Below are 18,735 nucleotides of genomic sequence, written 5' to 3' on the forward strand. Positions count from 1 at the left end.
ATCCAAGTCTTGGTGCAGCTTTACCTCAACAAAATCAATGCCTAGATTTTTCACTTTAGTTTTAATCTGTAAATGTGTATATTGCCTGCCACTTACCTGCTCGCATCTAAGCCAGTGATGTAAGAGTAAGAACGAAGTAAGATACTTTACAATGACGGCTTAATCAGATTATTTTGCAGCTAGCGGTGTAACTCTCATGAGAGCCATTTAAATTTGTAGGAGAGAGCCAATTGCGTAGCTTGCTTGGAGATTATTTACTGCAGCGATTACAGCAAGACGCGGCTGGAACATTGCAAACACGATTATTCCGCTGCCTGCGTAACGCCATTATTGATAGCGTATTGGCTCCCAAAACCCGTTTGCCTGCATCCCGTGATCTGGCTAAAGAGATTAAGGTGTCCCGCAATACGGTCTTAAATGCCTATGAACAATTACAAGCCCAAGGCTATGTCAATGCCCGTACAGGACAAGGCACCTGGGTCGTGGAGAAATTACCCGAATCCTTTTTGGTTAAAGCAGAAAATACCTCTACTCAACTTCAGGAAAAAAAGGCTCAACAAAATTACAATCTGTCGCAACGCGGTTCTTATCTGCTTGGCTATTCAGCGGCCTCACCTTATCAATGGGGAGCCTTTGTACCCGGTGCACCGGATGTTACAGAATTCCCTCATCAGATTTTCAGCAAAATTCAGATGCGTTTGAGTCGTGAACCTCAAGTCAATCACCTGATTTACAGCAATGCGGGTGGATGCTTGGAACTGCGTCAGGAGCTGGCTGAATATCTTAAAATTGCACGTTCGGTCCAGTGTGATGCTGATCAGATCATTATTACCGAAGGGACCCATCAAGCGATTGACTTGGTCTCCCGGACTTTAAGCGACATAGGCGATGAGGTCTGGATCGAGGACCCGGCCTATTGGGGCGCCCGTAATATTTTACGGATTAATGGGGTCAATCTGCGTTCATTACCGGTTGATCAGGAAGGCATCATTCCGGATCTTCATCCCCAAAAACCCCCTAAACTGATTTTTGTTACTCCGTCTCATCAGTATCCTTTAGGCTCGCATTTGAGTCTTGAACGTCGCCAACAATTAATTGCACTCGCACGCCAACATAACAGTTGGATTGTTGAAGATGATTATGACAGCGAATTCAGATTTTCTGGCCAGCCCTATCCCTCTTTACAAGGTTTAGAGCCAGATTCTCCAGTCATTTATATGGGCACCTTCAGCAAGACAATTTATCCTGCCTTGCGTATTGGCTATTTAGTGGTACCAAAACAATTATTTTCTTCACTACGGATTGTGGCATCAGAATTGTATCGTGGTGGTCACTTAATCGATCAACAGACCTTGGCTGAATTTATTCGACAAGGCCATTATGAGGCGCATATTCGACGTATGCGTTTACTGTATGGCAAACGTCATGCTTTTTTAATTGACTTGATCCGCCGTCATTTAGGTGAAGATTTCCTGCATGCATATAATACAGCAGCAGGTTTACATCTGATCTTAAAATTACCCAGCAGCAGTGATGATGTATTGATTGCCTCAAAAGCGTTGGATCAGGGAATCAAAGTCAGAGCTTTATCCCAGTACTATACCAAGCACTACTCTACGCGGCAGAAAGGATTATTACTTGGTTTTGCCTGTGTGCGTGAACAGGAAATTCTGGTGGCTTTTGGCATATTGTTAAAATGCTTGCGTGAGCATGGTATCTGTACCTTAACTTAATAAAAATGGGTGATTAATTAAAATTTTATTTTTAAAATTATAAGTTTTTATGCTCACTTCAGCATGAAATTAAATACCTCTCTAATCCATCTATTTTAAGTATTCTTTATTTTTCTGTAAATATTTCTTCCCTAATTTTTTATTCTCTCAAGACAATTGGCTCCTTTGAATAGCTCAAAAATGGCTCTCGTCACTCAACAACAAAAAAGAGAAATTAACTGCATACATGAACAGCATGTAACCGTTTTTTTATCAAAGCATGATCTTGCCTGTGTTTTTAAGGAGGATCTTTTTATTAAGATTAGCTTAATATCGGTAAAGTCGCTATGAATTCGGTTACAGTTTCAAAGGATAGAATAGCGTACGCTAAATAAGGAATTTTATTGCCGCTACGCTATTGATATTAAGGGAAATAATATGGCAGAACATCAACATTTCTCCAAGTCCGAATCATCAAACGGCTTAAAAAATGGACTTAAGTCACGCCATCTCACCATGATTTCAATTGCTGGTGTAATTGGTGGTGCACTCTTTGTCGGCTCTGGAAATGTCATCTATTCTGCAGGGCCAGCTGCACTGATTGCATATACATTAGGCGGGTTACTGGTTCTATTAATTATGCGCATGCTCGGGGAAATGGCGGTACTGAATCCCGACAGCGGTTCATTTTCAACTTATGCAGATCGTGGTATTGGTCGTTGGGCTGGGTTTTCAATCGGATGGCTATACTGGTCTTTCTGGACCTTACTCATGGGCTGGGAAGCCTTTGTTGCAGGTAAAATTTTAAATAGCTGGTTCCCATTTATACCGATCTGGGGCTATATGCTCTTGGTTACGGTAGCTTTAGTATGGGTCAACCTTCGTGATGTAAAAAACTTTGGTGAATTTGAATTCTGGTTCGCCTTGATCAAAGTCATTGCAATCGTACTCTTTCTAGTGTTTGGTAGCTTGGCCATTATGCACCTTTGGCCTTGGGGTACTGCATCTATGCTAGGCGGTGTGACGCATCTAACAGCTGAAGGATTTATGCCAAATGGTTTTTCATCCGTGATTACAGCATTATTGGGAGTAATGTTTGCTTATATGGGTGCAGAAATTGTAACCGTTGCAGCAGCTGAAACCAAAGATCCCGCCAAAGAAATCCGTAAGGCCGCTAATTCTATTGTCTGGCGGATCATTTTGTTCTATGTCGGCTCAATGCTGATTACCGTTTGCTTGATTCCGCACAATAATCCTTTATTGAAAGATCCTACTTGGGGAACTTATAGCGTGGCACTTAGCGCACTCGGTATTCCGGAAGCGCGCCATATTGTTAATTTTGTAGTCCTCACCTCGGTATGTAGCTGCTTTAACTCCGCACTTTATACCTGTTCACGCATGGTCTATTCTCTCTCGAAACGTGGCGATGCACCAAAGAGTTTTGGTTTAACCAACCGCAATAACAGCCCATGGGTGGGAGTAATCTTTTCAAGCCTGTTTTCTTTTGTGGCGATTTATCTAACCGCCACCGAAAGTATGAATATTTATGATGTATTGATGTTAGCTACAGGTACCGTATCTTTATACGTCTATCTTGCCATCGCGATTTCCCAGCTTAAGCTGCGTAAAAAACTGGAAGCAGAAGGACAGGATATTCCATTTAAAATGTGGTTATTTCCTTGGCTGACTTATCTGGTTATCCTTTTTATTATTGGGGCTTTAATTACGATGGTGATTGAAGGAACTTACTTTAAGGAAGTGGTATACACCAGTATTCTTGCTTTATTAATTGTGGGCTTAGGAATTTGTGCACAAAAGTTTAATTGGGGCAAAATCTCGGCCAAAAAGGAAAGTACCACGGAAAACAGGATAAATCTAAGTGACAATATTTAATAGGTGTACTAAGAGGATAATTCTTTAAAAATAAGGATAGCTTTTGAGGTAATATATGGAGAGCTAATCAACCCTCCGTATATTCCCCCCCTCCATACAAGTCAAATAGTCAGTTCTATATTTATTCAACTATTCCATTTTATGCTTAAGAATAGATTTAACTTATAATAAATTAATGCTTAAAAATTAAGTAATAAAGGGCTAAAAATTTGTCCCCTAAAATTTGTTCAAATTTTATTAAAGAAAAATAGCCGGTCTCAGCTGAACTCGCTCTTGGCATATATTCAGCCAGAAAAACCTTTTCCAGCTTGAAGTGTTTTTTCAGCGCAGAGGTCATTCATATAGGGGGTTAAGGATTTTTTGCTGATGCACTCGGGTTAATTATCCGTACCCCATCACAACCGCGCTCCATGGCGATAGCAGCATCTCTGGGATTATCTCCTCCCTTATCAACCAATAGCTGAACTTTGGCACTTTCTTTAATAATTGAAAGCATCTGAGAGTTCAAAATCCCTAACTCCGCGCCAATTAAACTACCCAAAAATATAATCGAACCACAGTCCCTACTTTCTAATTCTTGAACCATACTAGGAGCATCTGAGATATACACCATGCTTTAAAAAACATCATCGATTAAGCCAGATGCGGTTTTAAGTGTTTCTGTGATATTGAGACAAAGCGTTAATGTTGTTTTAGGCAATAAAAATAAGCCTACACGCGATAAGACTATTTGAAGAACGGAAATGGGTTCTGTGCAATTGACTCCAGTATTTGATTTTACGTCAAGTACTCAAGCAACAAATCCTCCTGGAGTAAATCTTGCTTTGTATATGTTCTCCCTTTTTATGGCTTCAGAAATTAGAAATAGTACGGTAAGCATTAGTAAATTTTTTCAGCAATTAAACAAGCTCTAAGCTAAATAAACGATTTAAGGCTTTAAGCTCAGTTGAATCAAGCCAAACATGCCAACAGGTATTGGAGGTTATTGAGCGAAATTCTGAGTGAAAAATCTATCAGATAGCCAAGTTTTTGCGTAGCGAATTAGGTCTAAGTTTGTAATCGATGGTAAAGATTACCAAGCTCTACTTAAATTTTACAGAAATCAGAACAGTAAGATAGACACCCTATCCTGCTCTCTGTCTAAAGTTTTTCCATGTTTTTGGCTTAATTTTATCTATGAAACGCAATTTGTAGTTCGTTTAAATAAAATTGATTAATACTTAGGCTATTTAATATGAACTGAAGAGCTGAAGCTGTTATGACATTATTTTAAGCACGATTAAATCTGGCTTGGAAGTTTAACCCATTCCTTGCTAAAGCTTCTACATTGAGTATTAACAGATTTAGTAAATGCAGATGATATAAATGGATTTATTATTGCTGATTTTTTTGGCATTATTTATTGGAACTTCTAGTTCATTTCTATTCTTTTTTATAATATTAAAATTGAAACATTTGACAGAAATAAACCAATCAAAATTTGTGGATTATTTTTTCCCTATGATCATTGAGGAGAGCTGTATAAAGCTTTTACTGATCTAGACATCTCTAAATGTATCCAAGGGATGAACCGCTAAAGATATTTTTAAAATCAATTCCCCCCTCCTTACACTTTCAACCTATCTACTCCAGAGGAAACTCATAGGATGTACAAGGTTGGGTTTCAATCTTAAATTACGAGGTGGTTTAAGAAGCTAATGAATTTAATGAATAAAGTGCAAAAGCTAAAACTTTAGGATGAAATAAATGTGTCTCGATGATTGTAGTTAGATAACTTAAGAGTTTTAAAATGCCTCAAAGCTAAACCAGTCAATTTTCCATTTTATAATGCTATTTGTTTAAAAGGGCACTCTTAAACTGAAATAGCTTTAGGGAATGCAGTATTAAACTTGAACCTAAACTAGAAAACACTTAAAAACTCTTCTAAGTAATCAACTTTTGTTTTTCATTCTTACTTTTTTATTTGCAGATATTTTAGCGTCTGTTTATTTATTCCTCTGCACAAGAATAACCTGATATTTACCAGCCCAGTACTTTCCCTTTATTTACGCTTAGAACGTACTATTTTATATTTCGAGTTCTCTGGGTAAGTTATTAAAATCAGCCTCTCAGGAGATAACAGAAGCATATGCAGCACAGTTCTACACAACTTTTTATTTTTACTCAACTTCCTATCTTTCTTGAATAATAAGAAAAATTTAAATTTGGTGGCATACCTATATGATCAAAGTAGATTAAAAATTATGAAACCAGTGATTTTTTCTAGAGATGATATTTTTTGAATTTTGTATATCTCAATCCCTATCCCCGACCTTACTCTGTTGGTTTTAGCTCAAAACAAGTGTAGCAAGTTGCTACACTTGTTTTTTTGATTGGATCAGCATTTTTTTCAGCAAACTTTCCAGTTCTTTTAAGTTGTAATTATTAAATTCACTCATCTTTAATGACACTTTTAAGGTGTTATGATCAAATTTGATATTTCCTGCGACCTTTCCATCATATTCAATTTTGTGCACGATTGAGGTTTTGATCGGCTCTTTTGTTTCCGTCGACTTGAGTATCTTTTCAGCCAATAATGCAAGTTTGGTTTGTTCTACTTCTTTTTTCAGTAGTTTCGCCCAAGCTTCTAAGAGTGCTTTTTTAGCATTGTTGTAATTGGCTTCATAATCCGAGAGAAACTTTTTTACTGCGGTAGCTGCCGTACGTGCCAATAAAGTCGGTTGTTGCTCTAAATCTGCAATCAGTTCTTGAGGTAATTTTTCGAAAGATAGATATTTATACATATCTTCACGGTTCATACCTAAGGACTTTGCGAGTTTTTGCTTGTTCTTTTTTAGTTTCTCATTCAGAGAACTCAAGCCGACATAGATTTCATAGTCGGTTAAGTCTTCTCGTTTTAAGTTTTCCGCTAAAGTTAACAGTGCCACTTCTTCATCCGATGCATCTATGACGATCACTTCGATGGTATTTTTATTCAGAACTTGATGAGCTTTCAACCGTCGTTCACCGGCGATTAATTCATATTTATCCTGCACACGTCGAACTGCTATCGGTTGTAGTAATCCAATTTCGTCGATTGATGCTGCCAAGTCTTCAATATCTTGTTGATTAAAAAACTTTCGTGGTTGATTGGGACTAGGCTGAATATCTGTAATTTGTACATTACGACGTAATTCTTTCACATCATTGACATGCTCTTTCTGAGCTTGCTGATGTTTTTGAGTATTTTGTTGAAGACGTTGTGCTAACAGTTCTTTTGTACTTACCATAATATTCTCAGAGTGCTTTTATTCAACACGATTGATAATTTCTTTCGCTAATTCTTGAAAAGCTTTACGAACCTTAGCATTTTTATCTACTGCCAATAAGGGTTGTTGCAAAATTGCGGCTTGATTCACTTTGGTACTCATCGGAATTGTGGTTTTTAGTAATTCACCGACCTGACTTAAGGCTTCCTCTCTAATCAGTTTACATACATTTTGACGTTCATCATGTTTAATCAATAAAGCACCTAAAAGTTTTAATTCAGGATTAACACGTCTTATTTTACTTAAATGGTTAATTAAGTCAGTCACACCGTATAAGCCATATTGTGAACCTGATTCAATGGGTACCATGACATGTGTTGATGCCGCTAAAGCATTACTGGTAAGAAGTTTTAAGCTAGGAGGACAGTCAATTAGGATGAAATCATATAATCCTTTTAACAGTTCCAATTTAGTAGCCAGTTCTTCAGATGGTCTTGGAGAATCATCTTTGAGTTGGTCTTCAGTTTTACCTAAAGTGAGTGAACCATAAATTAAAGAAACATTTTTGAAATTGGTTTCTTCTTCTAAAGCTTCAGATAACAAACTTAAATCACCTACCAGCAATTCAGCTGAAGTGGTTTCAACTTCACTTGGATGTCTGGAGCCGATATGTAGACTTGCATTAGCTTGGGGATCTAAATCAATCACCAGTACTTTGTTGCCCAAGTCTGCCAATTCTGATGCCAGATGAACTACGGTAGTTGTCTTTCCGCAACCACCTTTATGATTTGCCACAGCAATGATTTTAGTCGACTTACTTGTCATAATAAACCTCATTTGAGTTATTGTAATATAAAGAACTTTGTAGCAACTTGCTACAGCTTCTTTATGCTACGTTGAAGTTATAGTCTGAACTTGAATAAAAAACAAACACATTCTTTTTTTTATTCAATATAGCTAGCTAATTATAATTAGTATTAATTTATATAATTAGTTAATTATAATTAGAACACTTTTTTATTATTTAAAATCAATATCTTATATTTTTAAAAGTGGAAGGTTTGTCACTGAAAAGTGGAAGGTCTGTCACTGAAAGGTGGAAGGTCTGTCACTGAAAGGTGGAAGGTCTGTCACTGAAAGGTGGAAGGTATGTCACTGAAAGGTGGAAGGCTTGTCACTAGAGTGGAAGACTTGTCATCGAGTTTAAATAAAGTTTGAATTTAAACTATAAAATTATTTAAAAACAGTCTGTTAATCTGTTGATAAGTGAGTTAATTTCGCTTTAAAGGTGGAAGACTTGTCATTTTAATATTTTTAAACTGTGGATAACTTGTTTGTTCGTAATTTCATCAAGGATATTGTCTTTTTTTATTTATAGATCAGCTAAAAGTGGAAGGTTTGTCACGTTTAAGGTGCATTTTAATTTATCCTTTCCACTTTAAATGCTTATTCGGCGTATTCTTTTGCTTTTCAAGCGCATTAAAAATGATTAACAAATACTAAAAGTGGAAGCTTTGTCACTAAAAAGTGTAATATTTATTTATCTTTCCACTTTAAGTTTAAAAAGTGTTTCAAATAGCAAAACAAAGTGACATGCCTTCCACTCTTAGCTTTCGCTTTGATTGTTTGTTATTCATTTCTGTATAGCATCTAGTTAAAAGGGTGGATAATTTGCATCGGATTCCACTTTTGTGTATAACATGTAGAAAAGTACTTTTATTTTCCACTTATGAACAAGCTGAATGAAAAACAAGAAACAGAATATTTACCTTATTGTATTGGGAATATTCGACATAATGGCGTGGTCAGTACCAGCAATCGCTTAATTCGACCGATTGAACTTTCATCCAATGAGTATAAGGCACTGCTTTATGCAATGGCGGTTGCAAATTACGGTGAGAAAAATAATCAAGATCGAGAAATTACCGAGCAAACTTATATCTATTTGCATAAAGATGACCTAGGCGAATTGCTGGGTTTAGATAAAAAAAATTCGATTAATGTTGCAATTGACCGGATCTATAAAGAGTTGTCATCGCGTGTTGCCCATTTTGTCATTGAAGAGCCTTTGGATGATAGCAAACGAAAAGTAAAAAAAGTTCACTCTGTCGTCCCGATTATCCGAGAGTTGCGTTGGGAAGATGACGCCAAAAATGCCTTACAAATTCGCTTTACCAGTGAAGTGCTGCCTTATTTTACCCGCTTGGCGAGCGGTAACTTCACCACCTATCAACTGAAGGATTTATTTGCTTTAGACTCAGTGACCAGTATGAGTCTATATTCCTATTTTATTAAAAATGAGTTTAAGTACGCTCATCAGGACTCATATGAAGTTGAGCTGTCACTGGAAAATATCAAAGCATTAACCGATATTGGGGAGAAGAAATATGATCGTTGGGTGGATTTCAGACGTTATGTATTAGATAAAATTGTTGAAGAAATTAATGAAAGAACCAGTCTAAAGCTAGAATATGACACCATCAAGAAAGGACGACCTATTGTAGGGGTCCGATTTAAAATTACCAGTAGACATACTGAGGTTATTAGTTCTCAGAGCAATGAAAAGACTCAAATCTATCTGGATGTAGATTTTGACGATAATGCCATCGTGAAAGAGTTGGGGGCAAAATTCGATATGACGGTTAGATCTTGGTATATTCATGCCAATGATCCGAATTATAAACAGTTCAGCAAGTGGTTCAAAACTGAAGGCTGTTTAACCGATTCTCAAGCTAACGTCATTGTGAACGATATTATATTCCAAATGGATTTTGCTGTGGCCGGCGTATCCATGAATGATTTTAAAAAAGAGATGAAATATAAGCTAAAAAATGATCCTCACTTTGTTCAAGGAAATCGCGGACGTCTGAATGAAATTTTTGGAAAAGAGATTATTTAAAATGTGTAGCAACTTACTACACATTTTTTAGCAATCGATCCCACTCAAGTTAGGCTAGATATCCAATCACCGGAATTGAAACGACCCATTAGACCAGCTGCTGAAAGAGGCTATTAAGAGCTAAACTAAATTACTTCAGTATTATAAAATAAGTGTAGGTGGTTTAAACGACCAAGAGAGCATTACCACAGCTACATAAATCACTTTAGACTATTGTCCATACTTTAAACCATATAATGAGAAGAACGTGAATTTTGAGATTATATTCGGAGTTTAGGTGCTGTGAAAATTTGTTAATTTTTCCAAAGAATTGAGAGTGCGGGAAGAAGTCATTTTTCGTGAGTTGAGTGAAAGATAATGGGCCTATGCCTTATAGTGAATAAATTAAAAGGCATGCTGTTTTTAGTTATTAAATAGCCTAAGTATATTTTAATTTTTACTTTATCAGCTCGGCTTAAAAATATGGTGGAGAATAAAAAGAGCTCGAAAATGGCATTATTTTTTAAGTAAGCTATAAATTTATTAATCCCAAGGACGGAGCATATTCGGAATGGTAGGTAAAGCCATAGAGAATCATTATTATAAATAACTTAAAGTAATAGGACTATTTCTTCAAAAAAAGTGGATTTTGCTCAGTCGCGGGCAATCTATCCCTTTCAACGTGCATTTGCCAATAATCCTCTTTGGAAGAGTTATCCCATTTCCCTTAAGAATATTTTCAACCAGAAAAACCATTATTTCATTCACGTTCACTGTGGTGTCCTAGGTATTACTAAACCCGTGACTAAAAAACTTATCATTACTTACTACCTGGTTTAATCAAAACAATTCAATCTTTATCTTTTGCTAAATCTCCAAATAAAGAAGCATATTTTTTCTAAAAAAATTTATAGACTAAGTGAAAAGAGCAGCTTTTTTATAGTTAACCGACTGGAGAAAATATTGAACCTTAATAAATTAAATTCCTAAAACATTATTTAAAAGCAAAACAACCAAAGCCATATGAGGGATGATTGGTCAGTATTAAAAACAATGCTCACCTATAAAAGCGAGAACGCACAGGGTATGGTAGGGATACCGACCAAATTTTTTACGGATTTTAAAAGTAGAGTCGATTTATCTATAAGAGGATGGATATAGAGGCAGTGGCTAGACTTTATCGAAGGAATTAAATTTTTTTAGGTGCATGCTGTTGCTAGGGCAGACGCGTCAAGTAGTAAGAATCGCTGTCCCAGGTCTGGAAAAATGTAAATTAAAAATTTATCAGGAGTTATAAAATGGGAAAGATTAAGCAAGAAGTGAATCTAAGCGAGATAGATATTGGAATTTCTAAAGAGAATCGTGCTCAAATTGTCAAAGATCTTTCACGCTTACTCGCAGATAGTTATACCTTATATCTAATGACACATAATTTTCATTGGAATGTGACGGGTCCTCAGTTTAACAGTCTACACATTATGTTTATGACGCAATATACTGAACAATGGAATGCATTAGATGTTATTGCAGAGAGAATTCGTGCATTAGGATTTCCTGCTCCAGGAACCTATAAAGAATTTGCGTCTTTAACCGCAATTAAAGAGGTCGAGGGTGTACCCAAAGCCCAAGAAATGGTCAAGCTTTTAGTCAATGCGCATGAAACTGTCGCACGCACCGCCAGAGGAATTTTTTCAATTGTGGAAAAAGCAAATGATCAACCCACTGCAGATATGTTAACACAGCGACTTGATGTGCATGAAAAGACAGCTTGGATGTTAAGAAGTCTTTTAGAAGAGTAGAAAATTAGCGTTAGTCTGCCCATTATTTATAAACATGAGCAGACAGCTTATGTTTACTTTAAGAGAATGTTTAACTTTTGTTGATATCTCATCGCCGAGATTGACAGGAAGAGCGCAGTTTAGGATCAGGCATAGGGTAAAGTGAGTGGGTTTATCAACTTAAGTCTATTCACGCCCTATTTTTTATTCACTGATAAAATCAATTGTAAATTGCTATCACGCTTATAAATATCAAATCATTAGCAAATAGAGCTAAGCTAGACTTTAGTCAGATGGGATTTGTTATTTGCATCCCATCGACAATACGTGAAAATGAGATTGGAAATGACAACTGAGAATTTGGCTCAAAAGCACCCTTTATATATTCCTTATGCGGGTAATACCCTTTTAGAACTGCCCTTGTTAAACAAAGGCTCTGCATTTACTGAACAAGAACGTAGTCAATTTAATTTATATGGCCTCATTCCTCATGTAATTGAAAGCATTGAGGAGCAGAGCCAGCGTTCCTATCAACAGTATTGTGCTTTTAATGATGATATTAATAAGCACATTTATCTGCGTAATATTCAAGACACCAATGAAACCCTGTTTTATCATTTAATTGAACATCATTTAAGTGAAATGATGCCGATTATTTATACACCTACAGTAGGAGAAGCGTGTCAGCGTTTTTCCGATATTTATCGTCGGCATCGCGGGATTTTTATTTCTTATCCCGACCGAGCACATATTGATGACATTTTACAGAACGTGAATAAAAAGAATGTCAAAGTCATTGTGATTACTGACGGTGAACGTATTTTAGGTTTGGGGGATCAAGGAATTGGCGGGATGGGCATTCCGATAGGAAAACTGTCTTTATATACCGCCTGTGGAGGAATAAGCCCGGCTTATACCTTGCCGATTACTTTAGATGTCGGAACCAATAATCAGCAGTTACTGAATGATCCTATTTATATGGGTTGGAATCAACCGCGTATCAGTGGCGATGAATATTATGAATTTGTTGACCATGTGATTGCAGCCATTCAGCGCCGCTGGCCAAAAGCCCTGATTCAGTTTGAAGATTTTGCCCAAAAAAATGCGATGCCTTTGTTAAGTAAATATCGTGATCAAATCTGTTGTTTTAATGATGATATTCAAGGTACGGCTGCTGTGTCTGTAGGCAGTTTGATTGCAGCCTCGCATGCCGCAGGGAAACAACTAAAAGATCAGACGATTGCTTTCTTGGGGGCAGGGTCAGCGGGTTGTGGAATCGCGGAACAAATCGTGGCGCAAATGGTGACTGAAGGTCTAATCGATGCCCAAGCGCGTGCTCGGGTTTATATGGTTGACCGTTTTGGATTGATCACTGAAAATCAGCCAAATTTGCTTGACTTCCAACGCAGGCTTGCGCAAAAACCTGAAAATGTGGCACATTGGGGCAATGCAGAGGAAATCATCTCTTTATTGGATGTGGTACACAATGCCAAACCAACGGTGTTGATCGGTGTATCTGGTCAATCCGGTTTATTCACTGAAGAGATCATTAAGACGCTCGCTGCCAATTGTGAACGTCCGATTGTCTTGCCACTATCCAATCCGACTTCACAAGTTGAAGCTGTGCCAGCAGATATTTTGCAATGGACCGAAGGCAGAGCCCTCATTGCGACCGGCAGTCCATTTGCGCCTGTAAATTATCAGGGCAAGATTTACAACATTTCGCAATGTAATAACTCTTATATTTTTCCTGGTATTGGTTTGGGGGTAATTGCTTCAGGTGCAACTCGAGTAACCGACAGTATGCTAATAGCATCGAGTAATACCTTGGCCGCATGTTCACCTATGTTACAAAATCCAGAAGCGGATTTATTGCCTGATTTGAATGAAATACAACAGGTTTCTAAAATTATTGCCTTCAAAGTGGCTAAAGCAGCGATGGAGGCTGGTGTTGCACCGGTAATTTCTGATGAGTTGTTAACTCAAGCAATCGAGGCAAATTTCTGGAAGCCAACCTACCGTGCTTATAAGCGGGTGACATTCTGATTCGATGTAAATACCGCTTTAAGTTACTATAGATAGATTGTTTTTTAAGATTAAACCGAGTTATACAAATAGCTCGGTTTTTTTAATAAAGCATCATTCATTTTAGCTGCTGAGTGAACATGAAATAAGATGGTGGTCTAGAATCGTTATATAAATTGCATTGAAATAAAGGGTTAAGATTTAAAAATCTAAAGCAGATGAATCAGCCTCTCTTTAAGTATTGTAATGAATACTTTCATATTTTTGTGATTAAAAACATAAATAATTAAGTTTATTACAAATGAATTTATTAACTCATTTTGCAAATATGTTATAAAGTGTAAACATGGACACAATAATACGAGACTGCGTTTTTGAAACAGATTCTCCTGGCCCTTAAATTAAATCTGCGTAAGCTGATCCTGATTTCGACTATTGTCAGTGTTTCGTGCTTGTTTATTGTTTCTATATGTATTCTCAATTATGTGATTAAAGATCAACTCATTCAGAACTCGCTCTCAGTCAATGAAAAGTATGCCTCAAAGGTTGCCACCAGCGCAGATCAGCATTTCGATGATATGCTCCAAGAGTTAAAGTATAGTGCTGACCTGTTAGGACAGAGTTTTTCTAATCGCCAATTAACCCAAGAAGAAGCAAAGCGGCTTAAAAATCAATCCCACAAATTTAATAGTCTATTAATTGTTGATAAGCAAAGAAGAATCGTCTCTTTTGCACCGCAAAGTTTGAATCTAAGTACCCAGATTTTATATAAGACAGTGGGAATTACTGAATCCTTAAAGCATAAAACAACTTATATTTCTCCGCCTTATTGGTCAGTTAAACATAATCTCGTGGTACTCCTCTCTCAACCTATTTATGACCAAAATAAAAATTACCAGGGCATGATTGGCGGTACGATTTATTTACAAAAGAATAATCTGATTCAGCACATGCTTTCCACTGAGTATGACTTTAAAAAAAGTTATATGTATGTGATTGATCAGGATAATCGAATTATTTTTCACCCTGATCGGACAAGAATTGGGGAAAAAATTATTAATAATAATGGTCTAGACTATATGGTGCGTACCCGGATGGGGAATATCCGCTTAATCAATAGTCGTGGGGTCGAAAATCTGGCAGGTTTTGCATATATTCCGAGTGTGAACTGGATTGTAGTTTCCCAGCAGCCGACCGAAGAGTTGTTAAAACAGGCCAATACTATTCTTTTGAAAGTTTCAGTCGGCATTTTTATTTTTTATTTTTTTATATTTTTTATTGTCTGGCGCTTGTCACGCTTTATTTCTTCACCTTTAAATAGTTTGGCTAAAATGGCCAGCATGCTTAATCAGCCAGACATTCAAGACAAAATCAGACAAGTGGATCCCTGGTATTTTGAAGTATTAAAATTTAGAACGTCTTTGCTCCTCAGTTCACAAGTGTTCAGTGAAAAGATTACCGAATTGCGTCAACATGTAAATACTGATCCGTTGACGGGTTTGTATAATCGACGCGGTATGCAACTCTTCTTAAAAGAAGTGGTGAGTTTAAGAAGAGATTTTGCTGTTCTTGCAATTGATATTGATTTTTTTAAGAATATTAATGATAGCTATGGTCATAATCAGGGGGATGTTGTTTTAAAAACCCTGGCCAGTTTTATGAAAAATAATTTTAGGGACGAAGACATTTGTTGTCGGGTAGGAGGAGAGGAGTTTATTGTGTTAATGACCACTTCAGATCCTAAGGTAGCTTACAATGCTGCGGAACGTTTAAGAAAAACAATCGAATCAAGCAACATTAATTCTATCGGTCCGATTACAATCTCGATTGGAATCGCATTTTGGCCTAAACACTCACACGATGTAACCGAAGTTTTTAAAATGGCAGATAATAAGCTTTACCAAGCTAAAAATAGTGGCCGTAACTGTATTTGTTATTAGAGAATAGAACGGTATGCATTTTTATAATAATTTAAGTTACTCATAACTCAGCTTGAGCTCGGTAAGGGGAGCAGGTTTAGCAAAATAGTAGCCTTGAAAATGGTCACATTCATGTTCTCTTAGAAACTGAGCTTGAGCTTGAGTTTCTATGCCTTCAGCAATCACTTGTAATCCCAGTTTATGCGCCATAACAATAATTGCCGCAACAATAGCGCCATCTTTTTCATTTTCAGGTAAATATTCAATAAAACTACGATCAAGTTTTATCTCGTCAATAGGTAAAGTTCGTAGATAACTCAGACTGGAATATCCAGTTCCAAAATCATCCACTGAAACTCTTACACCCAGTTCTCGGACTGTTTTTAAAATTTCCAATGAGCGGTCCGCACCCGCAATTAACATGCTTTCAGTGACCTCAACTTTTAACAACCGAGGCGGTAGCTGGGTTTCTGCTAGTGTTTGCTGGAGTTCTTGCAAAAAACCACTACGTCTAAATTGCAAGGGAGAAAGATTGACTGCTACACTGAGATGAGTCCCATGCTTGTTATTCCAATCGACCATATCCAGGCATGCTTGTTGTAAAACCCATTGACCAATCACTACAATTTGGCCAGTTCTTTCGGCAAAAGGAATAAAGTCTGCGGGAGAAATAATCCCTTTCTCAGGATGCTGCCAACGGATGAGTGCTTCAACACTTTTAAGCTGTCCGGTACTGGCATTAACAATCGGCTGATAAACCAGTCTGAACTGTTTTTCCTCTAACGCGACCATTAATTCATGGCGCATTAGCACATAATCAATTTTAGGGGTAAGGGTAGAGTTAAAAGCATACCAATGCCAAGTATTTCCCCCTTCTTTTTTTGCTTCGCTCATGGCATGAATAGCATGATGGAGCAATTGTTTAGATTTTTCTACCTGAGGATCATCGTCTGCAATGCCAATACTGGCACTAATATGGACTTTGTTGCCTTGAATATCAAAAGGCACAGATAAGCCTTTTAATATTTTTTCGGCCATCATGATAACTTGTTTTAGGTCCTCACATCTATTCAGCAGGATAGCAAATTCATCTCCTGAAAAATGAGCGACTAAATCCTCCTCTGGAATAATATGCCGTAAACGATTGGCTACAGCAATAAGCAGTTCATCACCTACTACATGTCCCAAGCTTTGATTTAAAGGTTGGAAATCATCTAGGTCGACATACATAATAATTAAAGATTGAGGACGATCATGTTGTATGGAAAAAGCCACATCAAGTACTTTTTCAAAAGCATGATGATTCATTAAGCCGGTTAAACTATCGTGATTTTGTTGATGCGCTATATATTCTATATTTGCTCGTTGCTGGGTAATATCTTGCTGAATTCCAATAAAATGCTTACAGCGTTGTTGCTCATCAAACACAGGAGCCAGTACCAGCTGATTCCAGAACCAACTGCCATTTTTGCGGTAATTTTTGATGGTGACCTGAATTTCTTGCTGATGCTGAATCGCATCCCGGATTTTATTTAGCGTTTCAGGATCGGTATCGGCGCCTTGTAAAAAACGACAATTTTTCCCCAAAATTTCTTCTTTTGTATAACCCGTTAGACTTTCGAAAGCAGGATTAACATACTCAATAGCCTGATCATCGGATGCTCCGGTTAATATTATTCCATGAGGATTAGCATCCACGCTGCGCTTAAGAAGATGTAGCAACTCTTCGCTTACCCGCCGATCGGTAATATTACGTGCGATACTAAATATGCCAACCACCTGTTGAGCCTGTTTAATCGGTAAATAAGTCAGATCTACCCAGTAGTTCTCTCCTAAACTATTCACCGCCTGTATTTCAAGATGTTGTCCTGCACCTTGTACAGCTTGCCGAAAAGCACTTTGTGTTATCGCCAGATATTCAGGACAAACCAACTGGGAAAAATGTAAACCTTTACTTTGTTCTAGACTAAATTTGGTCAACTCTTTAGAGGCTAAATTGCTATCAACAATAATCCCATTTAAATCATGTTCAAAAATGGTATCCGGATGATAAGTAAAGAAAGAACGATATTTATCATTCAATGCGAGAGTATGTTGACGTTCTTGATTTAAATCTATGCTTAAGGCAATGAGTGATGCAGCATGACGAAGTAATTTAATTTCAATCTTGGTCGGAATTTTAGAGGAGGAATAATAAGTTCCAAAAGTACCATATAGTTTTCCGTTTGCATTAATAATAGGTGTCGACCAACAGGCATTGAGTTGATCTTGCTGCATAAACTGCAAAAAAGAAGACCAGTTTGGGTGGGTAGCTAAATTTTCACAAATAATTAATTTTCGATAAAAAGCTGCGGCACCACATGCACCCACATCGGGTCCTATTTTTAAATCCTTCATCGCTTCTTTATAACGATCAGAAAAATGTTGTTTACCACTGATCAGATTTAAAGTTTGTTCAGCTTCTGAGTACAACATAATGGATACCATTGACGCTGGTATCCGTGCTTCTAACCATTGACTGACCGTATCAAAGATGACTGTTAAGTCGGCATGCTGCCCGATTAAATTAAAAATAGATTGAGTATCCAAATAATTCGCTGTCTGACTCATCTAGTATCCCATCCTTGAGTGGTATGACTCATATTTGATAGATTCTCAACTGAAATTCTTTAAATTAGATCCAAAGATTGAGTACCAATCTCACTTAAATAATATAACAAAGTTGTGATGAACCTCATATACAATATCTGTATGTTTATATAGAGACTAATACAAGTGATACAAACCATCATAGGCCAGACATATACCTTGGTGAATAGCGACAATTTTTTAGGCACTTGTTAATTATATTAAATGAAATCAATTAAGAGATTTTGACAACTTAGTTTCTTCTTTTCTAGATTCAAGAAATTTAATAACAATTTGTCAAAATAGACTACAGCCCAAAATCAGGTTATGGCAGCCAAAATCTGAACCTACAATGAATATTTTAGAAGCTGTAAAACATTATTTTAGGAACGGTTTTAAATTTATATGTGACACTAAAATGCCAGTTATATTGGACTAGTTTTTTCTGTTATTCCCAAGTAGAAATGTCCTACCTAATAACCAAATAGAAATGTCCTATATGGACATTTCCAAGTCAAGCACAGGATTCAGATTTCGCTGTTGAATTGCTGTTTTCTGTGCACGTCTGCTTGGCATCTTTTGAGAACGATTGCGTTTGTTTTGTTGTTCCAGTTCTTCATGCTGCTGTTGGATATGATTCAGAACAGCCCCCAA

10 protein-coding genes and 1 pseudogene are annotated in these 18,735 nt (G+C 37.0%); 6 read left to right on the forward strand and 5 right to left on the reverse strand.

The features are described from left to right. Positions 1 to 230: 230 nt before the first annotated feature. A complete protein-coding gene (pdxR, locus tag E0H89_RS15665; RefSeq protein WP_131218345.1) occupies positions 231 to 1,733 on the forward strand; it encodes a MocR-like pyridoxine biosynthesis transcription factor PdxR in 1,503 nt (500 codons plus the stop codon). Positions 1,734 to 2,150: 417 nt separating this feature from the next. Then, complete coding sequence (locus E0H89_RS15670; protein ID WP_131218347.1) at positions 2,151 to 3,605, forward strand: amino acid permease; 1,455 nt, start codon at positions 2,151 to 2,153, stop codon at positions 3,603 to 3,605. Between the two features lie 349 nt (positions 3,606 to 3,954). Here the strand turns inward: E0H89_RS15670 and E0H89_RS16800 are convergent, their stop codons facing one another. The 3 genes from E0H89_RS16800 to E0H89_RS15685 all read right to left on the reverse strand — a co-directional run bounded on the left by E0H89_RS16800 (position 3,955) and on the right by E0H89_RS15685 (position 7,678). Beyond that, positions 3,955 to 4,218, reverse strand: a complete 264-nt coding sequence (locus tag E0H89_RS16800; RefSeq protein WP_284702749.1) for a hypothetical protein — start codon at positions 4,216 to 4,218, stop codon at positions 3,955 to 3,957. 1,741 nt (positions 4,219 to 5,959) lie between these two features. Continuing rightward, on the reverse strand, positions 5,960 to 6,874 hold the full coding sequence (locus E0H89_RS15680; RefSeq protein ID WP_131218348.1) for a ParB/RepB/Spo0J family partition protein: 915 nt from the start codon (positions 6,872 to 6,874) through the stop codon (positions 5,960 to 5,962). Between the two features lie 18 nt (positions 6,875 to 6,892). Continuing rightward, on the reverse strand, positions 6,893 to 7,678 hold the full coding sequence (locus E0H89_RS15685; RefSeq protein ID WP_131218350.1) for a ParA family protein: 786 nt from the start codon (positions 7,676 to 7,678) through the stop codon (positions 6,893 to 6,895). 904 nt (positions 7,679 to 8,582) lie between these two features. Between E0H89_RS15685 and E0H89_RS15690 the strand changes: the two genes are divergently transcribed. The 4 genes from E0H89_RS15690 (at position 8,583) to E0H89_RS15705 (ending at position 15,474) form a co-directional block, all read left to right on the forward strand. Further along, the gene (locus E0H89_RS15690) at positions 8,583 to 9,752 is read left to right on the forward strand and encodes a replication initiation protein (protein WP_131218352.1); all 1,170 of its coding nucleotides are present in this window, start codon (positions 8,583 to 8,585) and stop codon (positions 9,750 to 9,752) included. A 1,277-nt stretch (positions 9,753 to 11,029) separates the two neighbouring features. Further along, positions 11,030 to 11,530, forward strand: a complete 501-nt coding sequence (locus tag E0H89_RS15695; protein WP_131218354.1) for a Dps family protein — start codon at positions 11,030 to 11,032, stop codon at positions 11,528 to 11,530. Between the two features lie 324 nt (positions 11,531 to 11,854). After that, on the forward strand, positions 11,855 to 13,555 hold the full coding sequence (locus tag E0H89_RS15700; RefSeq protein WP_131218356.1) for an NAD-dependent malic enzyme: 1,701 nt from the start codon (positions 11,855 to 11,857) through the stop codon (positions 13,553 to 13,555). Between the two features lie 353 nt (positions 13,556 to 13,908). Continuing rightward, positions 13,909 to 15,474, forward strand: a complete 1,566-nt coding sequence (locus E0H89_RS15705; RefSeq protein ID WP_131218358.1) for a sensor domain-containing diguanylate cyclase — start codon at positions 13,909 to 13,911, stop codon at positions 15,472 to 15,474. A gap of 36 nt (positions 15,475 to 15,510) precedes the next feature. Here the strand turns inward: E0H89_RS15705 and E0H89_RS15710 are convergent, their stop codons facing one another. Both E0H89_RS15710 and E0H89_RS15720 read right to left on the reverse strand, forming a co-directional pair. Beyond that, positions 15,511 to 18,063, reverse strand: coding sequence for a bifunctional diguanylate cyclase/phosphodiesterase (locus tag E0H89_RS15710; RefSeq protein WP_131218360.1), 2,553 nt, complete (start codon positions 18,061 to 18,063; stop codon positions 15,511 to 15,513). 513 nt (positions 18,064 to 18,576) lie between these two features. Continuing rightward, positions 18,577 to 18,735, reverse strand: a pseudogene (locus E0H89_RS15720) (ISNCY family transposase); the annotation flags it as partial.

It is taken from the genome of Acinetobacter sp. ANC 3781 (assembly GCF_004331285.1).
Classification (GTDB): Bacteria; Pseudomonadota; Gammaproteobacteria; order Pseudomonadales; family Moraxellaceae; genus Acinetobacter.